Source organism: Rossellomorea sp. NPDC071047 (genome assembly GCF_050270195.1).
Lineage (GTDB): Bacteria > Bacillota > Bacilli > Bacillales > Bacillaceae_B > Rossellomorea.
On sequence record NZ_JBNNJT010000012.1, the window covers coordinates 25,092 to 38,946 of the forward strand.

The 13,855-nt window shown below is 39.6% G+C and carries 26 protein-coding genes and 1 pseudogene; 3 read left to right on the forward strand and 24 right to left on the reverse strand.

What is annotated here, in order from left to right; genetic code table 11:
* Nucleotides 1-20 precede the first annotated feature (20 nt).
* The 12 genes from ACQKFO_RS23040 to ACQKFO_RS23095 all read right to left on the reverse strand — a co-directional run bounded on the left by ACQKFO_RS23040 (nt 21) and on the right by ACQKFO_RS23095 (nt 8,584).
* On the reverse strand, nt 21-1,229 hold the full coding sequence (locus ACQKFO_RS23040) for a phage major capsid protein (protein WP_427601358.1): 1,209 nt from the start codon (nt 1,227-1,229) through the stop codon (nt 21-23).
* 39 nt (nt 1,230-1,268) lie between these two features.
* Complete coding sequence (locus ACQKFO_RS23045; RefSeq protein ID WP_159363391.1) at nt 1,269-1,985, reverse strand: head maturation protease, ClpP-related; 717 nt, start codon at nt 1,983-1,985, stop codon at nt 1,269-1,271.
* A complete protein-coding gene (locus ACQKFO_RS23050; RefSeq protein WP_427601360.1) occupies nt 1,960-3,138 on the reverse strand; it encodes a phage portal protein in 1,179 nt (392 codons plus the stop codon). The genes ACQKFO_RS23045 and ACQKFO_RS23050 overlap by 26 nt, the downstream gene beginning before the upstream one ends.
* A gap of 13 nt (nt 3,139-3,151) precedes the next feature.
* On the reverse strand, nt 3,152-4,837 hold the full coding sequence (locus ACQKFO_RS23055; RefSeq protein ID WP_427601362.1) for a terminase large subunit domain-containing protein: 1,686 nt from the start codon (nt 4,835-4,837) through the stop codon (nt 3,152-3,154).
* Nucleotides 4,809-5,120: a P27 family phage terminase small subunit gene (locus ACQKFO_RS23060; protein ID WP_427601364.1), complete on the reverse strand. Its 312-nt coding sequence runs from the start codon at nt 5,118-5,120 to the stop codon at nt 4,809-4,811. The genes ACQKFO_RS23055 and ACQKFO_RS23060 overlap by 29 nt, the downstream gene beginning before the upstream one ends.
* A gap of 137 nt (nt 5,121-5,257) precedes the next feature.
* Entirely contained in the window at nt 5,258-5,530 is a 273-nt protein-coding gene (locus ACQKFO_RS23065; protein WP_427601366.1) for a hypothetical protein, read from the reverse strand.
* On the reverse strand, nt 5,530-5,847 hold the full coding sequence (locus tag ACQKFO_RS23070; protein ID WP_427601368.1) for an HNH endonuclease: 318 nt from the start codon (nt 5,845-5,847) through the stop codon (nt 5,530-5,532). Before ACQKFO_RS23070 ends, ACQKFO_RS23065 begins: the two co-directional genes overlap by 1 nt.
* A complete protein-coding gene (locus tag ACQKFO_RS23075; protein ID WP_427601370.1) occupies nt 5,847-6,092 on the reverse strand; it encodes a hypothetical protein in 246 nt (81 codons plus the stop codon). The genes ACQKFO_RS23070 and ACQKFO_RS23075 overlap by 1 nt, the downstream gene beginning before the upstream one ends.
* Nucleotides 6,093-6,339: 247 nt before the next feature.
* Complete coding sequence (locus tag ACQKFO_RS23080; protein ID WP_159363397.1) at nt 6,340-6,882, reverse strand: site-specific integrase; 543 nt, start codon at nt 6,880-6,882, stop codon at nt 6,340-6,342.
* Between the two features lie 338 nt (nt 6,883-7,220).
* Nucleotides 7,221-7,781: a sigma factor-like helix-turn-helix DNA-binding protein gene (locus tag ACQKFO_RS23085; protein WP_427601372.1), complete on the reverse strand. Its 561-nt coding sequence runs from the start codon at nt 7,779-7,781 to the stop codon at nt 7,221-7,223.
* A gap of 16 nt (nt 7,782-7,797) precedes the next feature.
* Nucleotides 7,798-8,007: a hypothetical protein gene (locus ACQKFO_RS23090; RefSeq protein WP_427601374.1), complete on the reverse strand. Its 210-nt coding sequence runs from the start codon at nt 8,005-8,007 to the stop codon at nt 7,798-7,800.
* Nucleotides 8,008-8,380: 373 nt separating this feature from the next.
* Entirely contained in the window at nt 8,381-8,584 is a 204-nt protein-coding gene (locus ACQKFO_RS23095) for a hypothetical protein (protein ID WP_427601376.1), read from the reverse strand.
* A 95-nt stretch (nt 8,585-8,679) separates the two neighbouring features.
* Between ACQKFO_RS23095 and ACQKFO_RS23100 the strand changes: the two genes are divergently transcribed.
* Together ACQKFO_RS23100 and ACQKFO_RS23105 are read left to right on the forward strand one after the other, a co-directional pair.
* Nucleotides 8,680-9,060 (forward strand): hypothetical protein, encoded by a 381-nt coding sequence (locus ACQKFO_RS23100; protein ID WP_427601377.1) that lies wholly within the window; start codon nt 8,680-8,682, stop codon nt 9,058-9,060.
* 306 nt (nt 9,061-9,366) lie between these two features.
* Nucleotides 9,367-9,699: a hypothetical protein gene (locus tag ACQKFO_RS23105; protein ID WP_427601379.1), complete on the forward strand. Its 333-nt coding sequence runs from the start codon at nt 9,367-9,369 to the stop codon at nt 9,697-9,699.
* 57 nt (nt 9,700-9,756) lie between these two features.
* On the opposite strand, the gene ACQKFO_RS23110 is transcribed toward ACQKFO_RS23105, so the two are convergent.
* Both ACQKFO_RS23110 and ACQKFO_RS23115 read right to left on the reverse strand, forming a co-directional pair.
* A complete protein-coding gene (locus ACQKFO_RS23110) occupies nt 9,757-9,909 on the reverse strand; it encodes a hypothetical protein (RefSeq protein ID WP_427601381.1) in 153 nt (50 codons plus the stop codon).
* A complete protein-coding gene (locus ACQKFO_RS23115) occupies nt 9,902-10,492 on the reverse strand; it encodes a recombinase family protein (RefSeq protein WP_427601383.1) in 591 nt (196 codons plus the stop codon). Before ACQKFO_RS23115 ends, ACQKFO_RS23110 begins: the two co-directional genes overlap by 8 nt.
* A gap of 166 nt (nt 10,493-10,658) precedes the next feature.
* Here ACQKFO_RS23115 and ACQKFO_RS23120 point away from each other — a divergent pair, with 166 nt between their 5' ends.
* A complete protein-coding gene (locus ACQKFO_RS23120) occupies nt 10,659-11,033 on the forward strand; it encodes a hypothetical protein (protein ID WP_427601385.1) in 375 nt (124 codons plus the stop codon).
* Between the two features lie 7 nt (nt 11,034-11,040).
* Here the strand turns inward: ACQKFO_RS23120 and ACQKFO_RS23125 are convergent, their stop codons facing one another.
* The 10 genes and pseudogenes from ACQKFO_RS23125 to ACQKFO_RS23170 all read right to left on the reverse strand — a co-directional run.
* On the reverse strand, nt 11,041-11,472 hold the full coding sequence (locus ACQKFO_RS23125; RefSeq protein WP_427601387.1) for a hypothetical protein: 432 nt from the start codon (nt 11,470-11,472) through the stop codon (nt 11,041-11,043).
* A 26-nt stretch (nt 11,473-11,498) separates the two neighbouring features.
* Nucleotides 11,499-11,627, reverse strand: a complete 129-nt coding sequence (locus ACQKFO_RS23130; protein WP_427601389.1) for a DUF3983 domain-containing protein — start codon at nt 11,625-11,627, stop codon at nt 11,499-11,501.
* A 46-nt stretch (nt 11,628-11,673) separates the two neighbouring features.
* Complete coding sequence (locus ACQKFO_RS23135) at nt 11,674-11,844, reverse strand: hypothetical protein (protein WP_427601391.1); 171 nt, start codon at nt 11,842-11,844, stop codon at nt 11,674-11,676.
* Nucleotides 11,845-11,877: 33 nt separating this feature from the next.
* On the reverse strand, nt 11,878-12,171 hold the full coding sequence (locus ACQKFO_RS23140) for a MazG nucleotide pyrophosphohydrolase domain-containing protein (protein WP_427601393.1): 294 nt from the start codon (nt 12,169-12,171) through the stop codon (nt 11,878-11,880).
* Entirely contained in the window at nt 12,161-12,316 is a 156-nt protein-coding gene (locus ACQKFO_RS23145; protein ID WP_427601394.1) for a hypothetical protein, read from the reverse strand. Before ACQKFO_RS23145 ends, ACQKFO_RS23140 begins: the two co-directional genes overlap by 11 nt.
* Nucleotides 12,301-12,606, reverse strand: coding sequence for a hypothetical protein (locus ACQKFO_RS23150; RefSeq protein WP_427601395.1), 306 nt, complete (start codon nt 12,604-12,606; stop codon nt 12,301-12,303). Before ACQKFO_RS23150 ends, ACQKFO_RS23145 begins: the two co-directional genes overlap by 16 nt.
* 14 nt (nt 12,607-12,620) lie before the next feature.
* Nucleotides 12,621-13,133, reverse strand: coding sequence for a hypothetical protein (locus ACQKFO_RS23155; protein WP_427601396.1), 513 nt, complete (start codon nt 13,131-13,133; stop codon nt 12,621-12,623).
* A gap of 117 nt (nt 13,134-13,250) precedes the next feature.
* Nucleotides 13,251-13,427: a hypothetical protein gene (locus tag ACQKFO_RS23160; protein WP_427601398.1), complete on the reverse strand. Its 177-nt coding sequence runs from the start codon at nt 13,425-13,427 to the stop codon at nt 13,251-13,253.
* Nucleotides 13,420-13,659, reverse strand: coding sequence for a hypothetical protein (locus ACQKFO_RS23165; RefSeq protein ID WP_427601399.1), 240 nt, complete (start codon nt 13,657-13,659; stop codon nt 13,420-13,422). The genes ACQKFO_RS23160 and ACQKFO_RS23165 overlap by 8 nt, the downstream gene beginning before the upstream one ends.
* Nucleotides 13,589-13,855, reverse strand: a pseudogene (locus tag ACQKFO_RS23170) (hypothetical protein); the annotation flags it as partial. The pseudogene ACQKFO_RS23170 and the gene ACQKFO_RS23165, both read right to left, overlap by 71 nt.

Here is a 13,855-nt window from a genome sequence, read left to right on the forward strand (position 1 = left end):
TCCCTTCAATTAGTAGAATTTTAAACCGTTGGCACTTCTTCTCCGATTTGGCTGATGTCAAAAACAGTGAAAGAATCTGGATCTAATGGACGTCCATTCGCTAATTGACGAATGAGGTATAAACGCTGATCTTCAATCATGCGAAGAACATCTGTCGTTTCAAGCTTCTGTTCTGAGCCTACACCCATAAAGTAATCTTTAGGTTTTCCTGAAACCATTTGACCGAGTGTAACCGCTGGCGATTGAACAATGGTTAAACCGGGAACGGAGAAGTTATCATATGTCCAAGTCCCATCATCTTTTTGCTTTGCTCCTAATGGGAAGAACCGGGTTGCGTAATCCATTGGGTTAACAATCAGTGTGACCCCTGTGTAGCGACGTGTACCGTTTTTTGTTGTAGGAGCCAAAATTTCTTTACCAATGGTTTTTGGAGTGAAATCTGTCAATGCGATAGGAGTTTTTAATGGGTACTGACCATTCGTGATGGCTCCCTCTAGATCCCGAGTCATACCAATAGGCTTTTTATTTCCGTCACCATTCACAATGACATCTTCTAACTCGTCCGCTACTACTTCGGCCATGAACAAACGTACATAACGATCAAGCCATTTTGGACCAAGTTCAAACATTGCTTTTGAGACAACCAAGAATCCGCTGAGTTTGAACATCCCTTGCTCCACAGTACGGAAGCCTTCATCCAACATTTCTTGAATAGCCGATGTCACATCTCCCCAGAATGCAACCGGCGCTCCTGGTTTACGGAGTACCCATGCTGTGGTTGCGCCTGTACGTTGGAAGTTAACCAAAGATAAAAGAGGATGCTCTTTCTCCAGGTCTTCGAACACTCGCTCAAAAACAGTAGGAGGCATCAATTTGATAACTTCATCAAATGACTGGGCTTCAATGGCTGCATTGTAAAATTTCTTTTCTTCAGTGGTTAATACTCGTACTCCACGGGAAGCAAGAACTTGCTCATCCCATTGTTCAGCACTCGCTTGCTTTGCTTCTTTCGTAACCTGGCTCATCATGTCTTGAATATGAACCATGTTGTTTTCAAAGTTTGCAACGATGTTTGAAGCTACTGCGGCAGGATCACCGGTTTCAAACGCTTCTTGCATTGCTTTGATTTGTTCTTCTTTATTTTTGATGACCGGCTCGTCCGGGTTTTTGATACCTGCAAAGTATTGAATGTTTAATGGTAATAATTTCGGTTTGTTTTCTACCTTCATAATGGGTAAACCTCCAGTTTTATTCAAAATAAAAAACGCCTATGCTTGGCGCTTGAATCTGTTTAATATTGATTGTGCGGGTTGTTGCTGAGGCTCTGGTTTTTGATTTCGAATTCTATTTAGAATAGAATTCTTGACCTCTTCAGGATCCGATTCGATTGACTTCGTTTCATTTACCTTATCGGCCAGTCCTGCATCAACCGCTTCGCTAGATGTGAACCATGTTTCATTTGTGATCATCGTATCGATGTCTGCACGATCACCGGCAAACTTTGTCATGTAAATATCAGCAATCGATTTATCGATGCCTTCCAATGCGGTTAAGGTTTTCCGAATATCTCCTTTGTTCCCCCATGCCATCGTAGACCCTTCATGGATCATCAGCATTGACCCTACATTCATAACCACTTCATCACCGGCCATTGCGATAATGGACGCTGCGCTTGCTGCAATGCCGTCAATATGAGTGACGATGGTCGCTTTATGGTTTTTCAATTGGTTGTAGATAGCAATCCCGTCAAATACATCTCCGCCATAGCTATTAATATGAACGTCAATATGATTAGCTGAGATACTTTTGAGTATCGTCTCCACTTCACTTGCTGTAACGTAATCTCCCCACCATGATTCACCGATATCACCATAAATCGTCAACTTATGAGTATTTTCATTTACAGCTTCAGCTTTAAACACTTTACTAATTGTAGGTGCGTTATTGTATTTTTCATTCTTAAACCGTTTGTTCGCTACTCTCATTCGTTTCACCCCCTTCCAAGTTCTCAGCGTCTTGATAATTTTTAGTGACATATCGTTTTTGAGACCACTCTGTATTCAATGGTTCTTTACCAAGAAGCTCCAAGATATCATCGATACACAGTCCACCAACTGCAAAAAGCTTATCTACAGCACTCGCTAATTGAACAAGGTCTACCACCTTAATCCTGGAAGCATCAATTTTTAAATAGGTGCGTTTTAAATAGCTTTCTTTCTTATACATCTTTCTATTAAACTCAGCTTCTATCAGTTTCACTAGGGGGAGAATACAAAACATCAAGAAACTGTCTACTTGTTTTTCAATGTCCGCTACATCACCTTTAATGATCCCCCGTGGGACGTGTAGGCCCATTGCCACAAAATCAATTACATCATTTACGAGTTCACGAATGTCACGGCTTGTTCCTACGTTGCCAGTATTCTTTTGACCGTCACTCATGTCACTCATCTCATAACCATTTGAGAGTTGAAAGGCAGCTCCTTCTTTGTCTGGGTTAAACCAATCAGATAACTGATCTTCGAACATCGAATTTACTGCGTCTTGTTCCTCTTTCGTCTGTGCCTTTAAGAAGTCACCTTTCATTAGATAACGCTTGTTGTTCTTTCTTTTATAGTAATTGATTCCAGAAGATAATAACTTTCCGTAATCCTCATATAGACTGTCAATTACTTTTATGATGTTTCTGTCGTTGAGTTTGAAGTAAAAGACGTCCTCTTCGTAAAAGGTCTTATCAAATTTAAAATCAGCAACTATGATGTTTTTATAAATATTTGGTTTGACCGCATAGGTCGTTCTGTCGAATGAATCTGCTATGAGTAGTTCATCATTTAACTGGACAACCAAACATTCATTTTCATTAATCAAATGCGTGACCAGACTGTGAAAAAACTCTGTTGCATTCTGATTTTGGTTTGGAGCTACGTTAAGGAGATAATGAACTTCTCCTCTTTTTTGCTTTCCATTTTCAAATGTCGCGAAGTCGCACCTGGTTAAAGCATTGGCAATTAAGTCTGAACATGTATCAATGGCCAATCGCTTGTAATGTGCCTTTACAACAAGCTCTGCAAACTCAGTATCCAATGCCACATAATCCTTCCCACGAAAAATGGCACTAAACCAATCGAATATTCCCATTTGTTCACCTCCTTTAATAGGAGAAGGATTTGAAAATTTTCTTGATATTTTCTTCTGTTAACGGAAGCGTCTCTTCCAATTCATCATCATGCTGCAAGGCGTGAAGGAATGCAAAAAAGCCATCTGTCTTTCGCAGACGTGGCTCGATTTTTTCATAAGTGATATTCCCTTTACTATCACGCTTTATATAAACGTTGTTTGTAAACCATCTCATCATCAGATCGTCTTCAGCAAAGACTACATTCTCATATGCAAATAAATCTTCAACTATCGGTTCAAGCTGAGTGTGAGTTTTACTTCCACTTCTGGCAATGACCAACTTATCAAAGCCTGCTTTCGTAAACTCTTCCCTTAGATAATTGATCCGGTACATATCCGCTGTAATAAACTTGATATCATGGTACTGAGCTTGTTCTGCGAACCACTTCACCAAATACTCTGGCTTATTCGTTTCTTCCTTGATGATCGTGACAAGACCTCTTTCAATTGCTAATTCAATATCCACTCTATAGTTGTTTAATAATAATGATTTATGATTAATGAATGTATGCTGCTTGAAAAAACGTTTCTTTCCTTGCTTGAATAACAGTCCGACTACTGCGAAGTCTTGAGTATCTGAATAATCGATGGCCCCGATACAAGTAGCACGTTTGAATTCAGGAAATTGTTGTTTGGTTGCGGCATCAATCTTCTCCCATGCTGCGACTAGATCATAAGTGTCCTGGGATGGGATATTCATCCGTTTCGTCATAAATTCAAGTTTCGCTGATTTACGGTGCTCGATATTCTTATATTCCGTTTCCATCTCTAATTTCAAGTGAGGGAAGGAATTAATGGAGGGATTGGCTTTTTCCCACATAGAGAAATCATGAACCTCTTCAGAATCGTCTAACTTACATATAAATGGGAAGAGCCGGCTGTTCTTTATTTCGCCAGAGAGGACCATCTTGGCTTCTTCCTTCATCTGATCTAAGAATCCACCTCGTATATTTCCATCAGTCGTAATATAAAAACGCCTTGGTCTAGGTACTTTACCAAGGGCGGAAGTAAATACTTTTATATTCTCTTCATTTTCATAAGCATGGACTTCATCAAAGATAATTGCTCCAGGTCTCAATCCATCTTTTGTTTTTGCATTGTTTGTGAAGTACTGAAGCTTAGACTTTGTTTTGTAGAACCCAATAGATTTCAATGTTCGTTTAAAAAGCTTACTGAGTTTCCGCCAATGGTTATCGAGGGCTTCCCATACATCCATGAATGAAGTCTTTGCTTGCTCCTGGCTTGTAGCGACGATGGCCACGTCGTACTTTCGAATCTTCTGTTTAGAAATTAGATAAAACGCCAGTGCTGCAATAAATCCATTTTTCCCGGCACCTCGTCCCATCATTAAAAAAAACTCATTGAATACCAATGAGCCATCTTCTTTATATGTGAGTCCCACCACAAAAGCAGTAACGAATTTTTGCCAGATTAACAATTTAAAAGGGAAATACTTTTCTATGCTACTGATCGCTTCTTCAATTTCATCGTGGTCAATGAGGATCTGGTCTTTCTCATCTTCCAGTTTCTTTTTGAGGTAATCGATTAGTTGCTGTACTTCTTTTGAAACAATGATCTTGCCACTTTCAACTTGATCAAAATAGAAATCGATGTGCTTATTGTATTTCACGTTACCATTCACCGTCATCACCATCGTCATCTGGTGCAGCTTTTAAACCGAGTTCAGATAAGATCCTAAGCATCTGTGCATTTGTTTTATTCAAATCATTAACGGATGTATTTGACTTAGGTCCATGCATGCCAGAAACCTTCACACCATTCTTTTCGATGTCATCTATTAATTTGTTTTTTAAATCCCAAAAAGATAGATAGTCTTGTACCAGGTCTTCATAGTGGGTACCTTTGATTTCTTTATCTTTCAGCTGCTTGGATAAATCTGTTTCAATTCTTTTTCTTTGAGCTGCACTTTTATTTCTCGCCATTTCCACTCCCTCCCTTCCAATTAATTTCCATTTATATCCAAACTTAGACAGAGACGGCCCGGAAATTTATTTAATCGTCACCCTCCCCCGTTGTACGGGTTCCCAATTATTCGGCCGATTTCTTTGACCGGGGGGTGTTATGAGTCTTTTCCTATCCTTGGTTTCCCTGCTGGTCCTTCATTCTTCTTCATTGCATCTAACACAACATAAGAACTTCTCTGTAATGCTTCAGCTGCACCAAGATGTTCAATGATTGATAAATTATTTCTAACTACGACCTGAGCTTGAGGTGACTCATCATCCACAATCTTATTAATCTTTTCAGATACCTCTTGTTTGACTTGAGCTAATAGATCTTCTAGCTTCCATCCATTATGGTTCTTGCTTCCCATTAAAATAGTTTCCTTCATTACCATCTCTCCTCGTTCATAAACTTTGGTTCCAGCTTCTTAAACTTTTCCAGCTTCTCAGGATGCTCTTCATTGTGGCAGCTGATACAAAGTGATTCTAGGTTATCCTCATCGTAAGCAAGTACTGGACAATCCTTTAACTCTTTGATGTGATGAACGTTTTGAGCCTTTGAATATTTCCCTCTCCGTTTACACATCTGGCATTCATTGTTGTCACGCTTCTTAATCTTCTTGCTGAGGTTTCTCCACTTACGATCGTTGTAGAACTTCTCAATAGTCCCACTCGCAATCAGTAGCCTAATTTCTTCAACCTTCATCAGCAACAGCTCCTGGCCACTATCCTAACTGGCCTATTCATAATCACTTGATGACTTATTATTCTATTGGAATCAAACCAACCTTTACGAGCAGACAATCGATAATCAATGTCCTTTTGGATTTCTACTACTTCTTCAAATATTCCCATTGCAACTCTAAGCTTATTTAGAATTGCTTCCTGGAATAGTTCCAGAAGAGCTTCCTTTAAATTGTGAATTGCTACGACAACTTCTTCCCTATACATCTCATCATCCTCCTGAAAGTGATAATGTCTGAGATTCACTCTACAACGAATTTAGATTGTTTTGAGCCATATTTGAGTAGATAAATGCAATATTTATCATGTCTTGAATTCTCACTTTCTTATATTGTGTTTCATTCCCCAACGGTTTCATTTCCTTGATATATCTGCCTTCATCCACCATCAATAAATCCAATGATATACATGCGATTTTTAGGTAATTCAAAAATGACATAAAAAAATAACCATGTCACAATCCGAATTTACTCATCATTGAGTCTAGATTGTCCTGGTTAATTCCAATGTACCGCAACGTATATTTAGGATCAGCGTGATTGAACATTTCTTGAAGTGCAGCAACATCCTTAAACTGTTTGTAAAACATATATCCGTACGTTTTTCTAAGTGAATGGCAGCCAATGCTCTCCAGTGCAAATTCCCTTGCAACTTGATTCAGAATCTTATAAGCCATTGACCTGGTAATAGGTTTGTTCTTCCCTTTTCTGCTTCTAATTAAGTATTCATGCCGCGGCTTATCCTCGATGTACTCCCGTAATTCCTTCTTTAAAATCTTGGGCATCTTAATCCTTACCGGTTTATTCCTCTTCTTTGTCCGGATAGTGATGTACCACCCTTCCACATCTCTTACTTTTAAATTAAGGATATCCGATATTCTAAGACCCGTATTAATGCCAATTGAGAATAGGATATAGTTCCGATGGCTACTTTCTTTCAAATACTCTTTTATTTCAATTAAAGTTTCTTTATCTCTAATTGGTTGGACGATGTTCATACATTCTTTAACCTCCTCTCATCATTAAATAACTCCAAGTGTCGCCGCCCATAAATTCAGTTGGTTAAGGAAGATGCTTTTAATCATTGGATACTTAATCATCTTGAAACGGACAGAACAGCGATTGATCAGAATCAACATTCAACAATAACAACAATTTAATATGTGAGTAGTAAACGCATTATCGATGAAGAAGAATCAGCTTGTGCGACGACACTTGCAATTATTTAGTAAAGGGTGAGGAATGACTAAAGGGGAAGCCATTCCTCAGTATGGAATCAACTGAAGGGAAAAGGTGCTGACCAAAACCCCTTCATAATACAGTGACATTTGGCGACCTAATCTGTGGATAACTTTATTCCAGCCTTAATTTCTATCTTTTTCTCTGCGCTTTTCATCCTTGTCCATACTGTTTTCTTTGAAACTCCTAACAGTTCAGCTGCATCCTCTTGGGTATACCCATACTTAACCAGTAAGAAGGTGTCCTTTTCTTTTTCAGTAAGATCACTCAATAGGTAATCAATAAATTCCTCTTTCGAATCTCTATCCCCCTCGTCATAAGACACCTCTGACATCGGAATGGTATCGAAATAATCAGGACTGAATGACTTATGCTCATATGATTTTCTATGCTCGACCCCGTTATAGCTATTTGGATTTCGTCCAGTTCTCATATGTTCGATTTTATCCATCATCTCACTGATCATCCCATTTATTGTTGACTTGTCTGCCTGGTACATTAATATCCTTTTAGCAGCATCTTTTCTCTCTGCTCTTGTCCTCTTTTTATCCTGGCGAATATCCTCTAATTGGCTCAAGATCGTTTCAGTGTCCTTCAACATCTTCCTCAAAGACTTAAGCCCTTCTTCATGCTGAATCACTAATAGTCTCATGTTCATTTATTCCATCTCCCGTTCATCGTCGTTTACTAACCACTCGGCCATGCCGTCTTCCGTATGTGGCCCTGTTGCTTCCCATAAGATTTTCAATGTCCCGGAACGAGAGATTATCTTCTTTTCGTACCCGTCTCTTCTTCTTTTGAGGTTGAGCGCTAGGTCTTGTATTTTTCTGTTCTTGCTTTTTCTGTTGGGCAACCCACTTCGATAATTCAAGCTTTATTTTCATTTCCCTCATCCTTTTGACAAACAAAAAGAGGGCACAAGAATGAACAGCTCACTTTTGCGCCCTCAGTTATGTCTGAGATTGTCTCTCTATTGAATTTAGATGGATACTTGTCTTACTTTTAGTTTGTGAATTTCTCACAATCACTTTCTTTTAATATATGACGCAAGCATCGAAGCTTTCTTCTGGCCACATAACGGACAAAACGGCTTGCTATCCTTCCAGTCGAAAGGGAATCTATAATCACATGCTCCGCATAGGTATAAAAATCTATTCATGTTTACCTCCAAGTAGGATTTCTTCCATAAGATCAAACTTTACAGCATTACTTAATCCTGGATCATGAAGTATCTCAGTTAACCGGGAAATTTTCTCATCATTGCTCATGATCGTTACCTCCTTTTAACCTCTCGATCTGTCTTTCAATGAGTGCAACTGAGGTAACCAATTCCAGAGCGACCGTTATATTTACGTCAGTATCTAGAGGATGATCTTCTAAAAACATATTGATGTTTTCAATTCTTTGCTCCTCAGCTTCGATTGCTTGTTTTCGCAATTGCTCTCTTTCATCCTTTGTCATCGTAGCTAATCTCCTTTAATGTACCTTTTAGTACATTAGATATTTTTCAATGGTATAATTTTGAAGACCCTACTAATAATTAAGGAGGCCTAAATATGTCAGACTTTCCAGATGGATCCGTCTTACTTGAAGCTACGTCTGGCCGATGGTATCGTGTAGCACCCGGAGCTGGCCGTGGCACTATGTTAATCGACCTACCCAATGAAATATTACTTGCTATTAACGTAAGCTCTAAAATGATTGAAGTCCTTATTAAAGATGGAAATGAAAATGGTGTGTTTCATAGAGCCGGAGATATTTCATTTGAAAACAAAGAAGGAGAAAATACTATTCACCTATTCTTCGAATCTTTAAAAGAGCTTAAATTAGACCATAACGGCGCAAAGATAGAGAATCCATTCCATGAAATAACTTCTGTATTTGCAAAGTTGGATTTAAAACAAGCCAGACAGTGGTGGGACAAGAACTCCTTTTAGAAAGTTATCATAGTATTTCCAAATACTTCTTGCTATAATTCTAATTAGCAAGAAGTGGGTTGTCCTCCACGCGCTTGAATTTATCAGCGTCAAAGACAAAACCTGCCCTCTTCAAAGGGTGATAGCCATGGAAATCAAAATCACGATTTCCGGAGAGGCTTTGAACTTCCTAGGAGGTTTGATGACTCTTCTGGCGGCGATAATCACGGCCTTATAAGCCGTGATTTTGCTTTTTCTTCGGATAGCACATAAGCTTTTCCTTGCCTTCAAGGAAGTATATTTTAATCGGGAAAGGATTTGAACTTTATGATCAGAAATGCTCTTCCATCTACAACACCATGCAATGATACAGTATTTGTACCCTTGGAAATATCCGCCCTAACTATCCAGAAAAATAAACACCTGGTCTTTATGCTTAAGAGCCTGGAAAGTGGCATAGGCTATTTAGCAACCCATTTCCCTAAAGATTTCGGTAGAGTTGGGATAGACTATCTCTTCACCGGTACACCATTAGAAATCAGTGAGATATACGAAGACCTTCCATGGCTTGAGACCGAATGGAAAGATGAAAACGGAATCTTCACTTTCAAGGAAGCTCCCTCATATCAAGAAATGGAAAAATTTATTTCCAGTCTATAAAGCTCATGTTGATCATGAGTTTTTTTCTTTGTCCTAATCGCTATATTAATCTGTCGCCTATTTTTCTCTTGCCTTCTGCGCTTTCTCAATTCTTTTCTGCCTCTTAAGGAGATACTCATCCATTTCTTCCATTAGCTGCGTGCGATCTTTTGGTGAATAATCTTTTTGTTCTTCGATCCATTTCCTTACTCCTGGAGGAACATTACTCATTGATCTGATCCTCCTTATGATTTTTAAGCCCTCGATAGAATGATGCCGGCGGAATATTTGTAATTTCGGTGATTTCTTTTACGGTCTTTCCACCAGCCTCATACAGTTCAATCGCATGTTTCATTCCAGGATGATTTTTATGATATTTCTTCAGCCGGCCAATGTACTTACCTTCCTTTTTAGCAAGTTCTATACCTTCACGCTGCCTCATACGAATAAGGTCCCTTTCTAGCTGATTCACTCCACCCATAACCGTCATGAGAAAATGACTGTATGGGTTTTCTTCAGATAAATCCAACCATGCATCCTTTAGTGATTTCAAATTTGCACCTTTGCTTTTTATCTCATCCACTAGCTCGAACAAATCTCGTGTGCTTCGAGTAATTCGAGTGAGATCCGTGACGTAAATCGTATCTCCACTTTGAAGCTCGGCCATCATCTTTTGTAACTCCGGTCGTTCCCGTGTAGCACCGGAAACTTTTTCTTGGTACATGATATCTACGTCGATAACCTCAAGCTGCATCAATTGCCTGGCTGGATTTTGATCTACAGAACTCACTCGAACATAACCGATTTTCTTCATATTACCGTATCCCCTTTTGATAGAAGTCTATTGATATACTCTTAACACTGATTCTATCTGTATATCAATTTTCTATCAATAAAGTAGACTCTATTGATTCAAATTTTTTAGGCACCCACACATATTTCTTTTTGGTATACTTCTCCATAGGAAGGAGGTGGGCGCTGTGTTTGAAAATGTAGTTTCGGGAATAATTGCTACCGTGATTTGTTCAATTTCCCTAAAAGTACTAGAAGCTTTGAAAAATAATAGATTAAAAGAAGCCACCGCAGATAATTCAGATGAACAAATTTTAGTTAGAACGATAACCATGGCCAAAAAGCAGCTTATCTTCTGTTTATCTTACCTATTTTTGATATTTATCATTTTGATTGGCGGATGGATCAGTTCCAGTCTGTTCTTTACTTTCGTTCTTGTGACAGTGGTATTTACCCTTTTGCTTGTTTGGGGTGCTTTTGAGTCGGTTTACGAACCGTTTAAAACCAATCTTGAAAAGATACAGAATCGCATTCCCGATGAAGATACCAAGAGATATAAATAGAGCCTCTTTAATCATAATTAGGTTCATTTTTTTTGTCCCCCGGTTCTCCTGCATATTCTTTTTGGAGGTCAGTCAAGTCTTCTTCTTTGAAGGTTAATGAACCGGAAGGACTATAATCCCCTGATTCCCAATCTTTTAGAAATTCCTCGCGATCGTTGATGTAAGAACCGAAGTATGGATCTTGTTCTGCCTGATAAACAAAGTCCCTGAACTTGGGCTCGTCCTCTTCTTTTACACAAGAGGTGGGGACATACCCATCCATTATCGGGCTTTTAAGTACGATCATTTCTATACCATCAATCCGGTTATAGGCATCAATCCAAGCCTGCACTTCTTTCTCGCTCGGCACATCCCCAAAACCTCCTTCATAATCAGCCTTGATTTGCTCAGTAGTCTTTCCAGCAGTGCTTAATTTCGCTTTATAAATAGTGAATACCATATCTTATCTTCCTCTCCTTATTGTCCCTATTTAAGAATGCCCTGGCGCACCCAAATGTTCCTCCAGCAGCTACTTATATAATTGCGCTCAATTTCCTTAGATCGTCGGACGAGTGACTTTCCTAATCTTCTTTTTCTTTTCGCTTTGTTCTTCATCTAAGCAACCTCCTTCATCGCATCATCGAACTGCGACGCAATTAACTTAATTTGGAACAGTCCTAAACCACAAATGACTTGCTAAGTTTTGCCCTTTATTTTCTCCTTCGTTATCGATGTAACGAGTACATACATAAGCACTTTCGTGTGAAAAAAGGGTCTCACTTGGTTTCCTGTCATCATAAACTTCATATTTTACTTCTTGGTTATCAGACATCTCACTCTCTCCTTTTTATTGCGTATTTTGGGTCTAATATGCTTTTCCGCCGTGTTTATAGCTACGGCCTTTGTTCTTCTCCATCTTTTCAAGAATCGCTTTCTCAAGGTCAATCCCTTTGGATCCACACAAATCGAAAACCCGGATACATACGTCTGCAAGTTCCTCAACAAAGTTTTCTTCATCACCCTTACGATCAGCTTCCAGAGCTTCACTCACCTCACTGTGGATGAGAGCGAGCACGGTCCCCATTTCACGTGGTTCATCATGCCACCCTTTAGACGTTGCTATTTCAAATGCTTCTGTACATAATTGATTAATTTCCATTTTTAAGTTCTCCTCTTTTTCGATTTTGTGGCCATCGCCAATCCACGGGCTTATCCATTTTTTTATGACGCTTATTCGCATGTTTTACTTTATACTCTTCAAGCTCCTGATCGCTCATATAGGACACTTTCACTGGTGAGCCCATTGGAGGACCTCCCCTTCGTCATGACGTCTTTTCACTTCATTGATTTCATCCATATCCCAAATGTAAATCTGTTGAAGATTGGATCCATACGACTGTTTTAATTTCTCGGCCTGCCTGCAGCATTGATGAAAGGTGGCCGGTTCTTTTGATTCTATTTTGATTGTTTCAAGCTTCCCTTTTGCTTTCACATAGCACTTGATCAGTGCGTTGAATTTCTCTTTATGAAGAGGGTTCCACGATCGATGCTTCTTGTGTCCCTCATACTCGTAATAATGATAGACAGCACTCACGACCATCCCTCCTTTTAAAAATCGAAACTTAGTTGCTCCATCGGTGCTTTTACCTTCTTGTCCGGCTTTGTCCGGGGTTGCGACACGAATTCTTTCTTGTCGTACTCCCGGATGTCTTGAAAATGAATCTTGCTGCACCCTCCAAGGTGCCTTTCCGTGTGGGGATCATAGATGTTTACTTGTTGAGGATCTTTGGAATATGTAGATACTTGGATGAGGTATTGTTCACCGGTCTTTACGCTGCCGATCGGTACGCCTGCAGCTCTTGCTACCAACTTGACTCCTGGTGAAAGAACCGGTTGATCGGATGGATGCTCGTCTAACGGTTTCACTTCTTCCCGGGCAAACCGTTTTAATCGGTGGCCGTCCGGGTCCGGCCCATTCATAAGTACCTGGATCCCGAAATACTCTTCTGGGAAGATGTTATCGATTACCCCAGGACCACTGAACATAGCAGACTCACAATATACTGGATTGCTTTCAGCTAATTGCAACGTATCGTTCCCCCATTCCATAGAATAGGTCATGAGCTCTCTCACATGATTTCTTACAGTACATGACCTCATTTTCATTTTTCACTTTGAATGTCTTCCCGCAATGAGCACATTGGCTTGGCTTACCGGCTCTCTTTTTCGCTTCCATGACTAGGCTGATGCTCCAGAAGAGAATGATAAGATCCCCGCCTGGAATCGTCTGGTGAGCTCTGTATTCGCCCGACACTTTTCATACCTTGGACAACTTTCATCTTTTATGATGGAAAGCAATTGTTGTGTCGTCGCCTTCTTAAAGCTTTCAAATGTAATTTGTTTTTGGTTATCCATACAAGAGCACTCCTTTGTATAAAATGGCTTCACCCTTATCTATGATCTGATCATCCTTCTTGCAACAATTACATGCTATAATGTCCTGTTCTTGAAACCTTTGACTGACCGCAAATTCAAGGTCACAACGATTGCAATAGTATCCGTTGTACAGATCGTTTTCAGGCACTTCTACGTTTAACTCGATAACTTTGATTTTCTTTTGTCTCTCTACTGCTTTCCTTAGCAACATGTTCATTCCCCTCCAACCCGGTTTCTCGTGTCTCCAAATGTTTCCTGCTTACCAGGTCAATGACCAGGAGAGCCGTTTCTAATGGTTTTCGTTTCACTTTCTTGCTAATGTCCACTAGTGGTACGTCCATCTCCCACAGATCACGGACAGTTTTTACATCCCTTGATTTCCAAAGAAGTTCAATCTTAGGTTTAAT

Bases quoted from the DNA above. Each gene is read 5' to 3' on its own strand.
- ACQKFO_RS23040 (WP_427601358.1), bottom strand. From the start codon at position 1,229: ATGAAGGTAGAAAACAAACCGAAATTATTACCATTAAACATTCAATAC.
- ACQKFO_RS23045 (WP_159363391.1), bottom strand. From the start codon at position 1,985: ATGAGAGTAGCGAACAAACGGTTTAAGAATGAAAAATACAATAACGCA.
- ACQKFO_RS23050 (WP_427601360.1), bottom strand. From the start codon at position 3,138: ATGGGAATATTCGATTGGTTTAGTGCCATTTTTCGTGGGAAGGATTAT.
- ACQKFO_RS23055 (WP_427601362.1), bottom strand. From the start codon at position 4,837: ATGACGATGGTGATGACGGTGAATGGTAACGTGAAATACAATAAGCAC.
- ACQKFO_RS23060 (WP_427601364.1), bottom strand. From the start codon at position 5,120: ATGGCGAGAAATAAAAGTGCAGCTCAAAGAAAAAGAATTGAAACAGAT.
- ACQKFO_RS23065 (WP_427601366.1), bottom strand. From the start codon at position 5,530: ATGAAGGAAACTATTTTAATGGGAAGCAAGAACCATAATGGATGGAAG.
- ACQKFO_RS23070 (WP_427601368.1), bottom strand. From the start codon at position 5,847: ATGAAGGTTGAAGAAATTAGGCTACTGATTGCGAGTGGGACTATTGAG.
- ACQKFO_RS23075 (WP_427601370.1), bottom strand. From the start codon at position 6,092: ATGTATAGGGAAGAAGTTGTCGTAGCAATTCACAATTTAAAGGAAGCT.
- ACQKFO_RS23080 (WP_159363397.1), bottom strand. From the start codon at position 6,882: ATGAACATCGTCCAACCAATTAGAGATAAAGAAACTTTAATTGAAATA.
- ACQKFO_RS23085 (WP_427601372.1), bottom strand. From the start codon at position 7,781: ATGAACATGAGACTATTAGTGATTCAGCATGAAGAAGGGCTTAAGTCT.
- ACQKFO_RS23090 (WP_427601374.1), bottom strand. From the start codon at position 8,007: ATGAAAATAAAGCTTGAATTATCGAAGTGGGTTGCCCAACAGAAAAAG.
- ACQKFO_RS23095 (WP_427601376.1), bottom strand. From the start codon at position 8,584: ATGACAAAGGATGAAAGAGAGCAATTGCGAAAACAAGCAATCGAAGCT.
- ACQKFO_RS23100 (WP_427601377.1), top strand. From the start codon at position 8,680: ATGTCAGACTTTCCAGATGGATCCGTCTTACTTGAAGCTACGTCTGGC.
- ACQKFO_RS23105 (WP_427601379.1), top strand. From the start codon at position 9,367: ATGATCAGAAATGCTCTTCCATCTACAACACCATGCAATGATACAGTA.
- ACQKFO_RS23110 (WP_427601381.1), bottom strand. From the start codon at position 9,909: ATGAGTAATGTTCCTCCAGGAGTAAGGAAATGGATCGAAGAACAAAAA.
- ACQKFO_RS23115 (WP_427601383.1), bottom strand. From the start codon at position 10,492: ATGAAGAAAATCGGTTATGTTCGAGTGAGTTCTGTAGATCAAAATCCA.
- ACQKFO_RS23125 (WP_427601387.1), bottom strand. From the start codon at position 11,472: ATGGTATTCACTATTTATAAAGCGAAATTAAGCACTGCTGGAAAGACT.
- ACQKFO_RS23130 (WP_427601389.1), bottom strand. From the start codon at position 11,627: ATGAAGAACAAAGCGAAAAGAAAAAGAAGATTAGGAAAGTCACTCGTC.
- ACQKFO_RS23135 (WP_427601391.1), bottom strand. From the start codon at position 11,844: ATGTCTGATAACCAAGAAGTAAAATATGAAGTTTATGATGACAGGAAA.
- ACQKFO_RS23140 (WP_427601393.1), bottom strand. From the start codon at position 12,171: ATGGAAATTAATCAATTATGTACAGAAGCATTTGAAATAGCAACGTCT.
- ACQKFO_RS23145 (WP_427601394.1), bottom strand. From the start codon at position 12,316: ATGGGCTCACCAGTGAAAGTGTCCTATATGAGCGATCAGGAGCTTGAA.
- ACQKFO_RS23155 (WP_427601396.1), bottom strand. From the start codon at position 13,133: ATGACCTATTCTATGGAATGGGGGAACGATACGTTGCAATTAGCTGAA.
- ACQKFO_RS23160 (WP_427601398.1), bottom strand. From the start codon at position 13,427: ATGGATAACCAAAAACAAATTACATTTGAAAGCTTTAAGAAGGCGACG.
- ACQKFO_RS23165 (WP_427601399.1), bottom strand. From the start codon at position 13,659: ATGTTGCTAAGGAAAGCAGTAGAGAGACAAAAGAAAATCAAAGTTATC.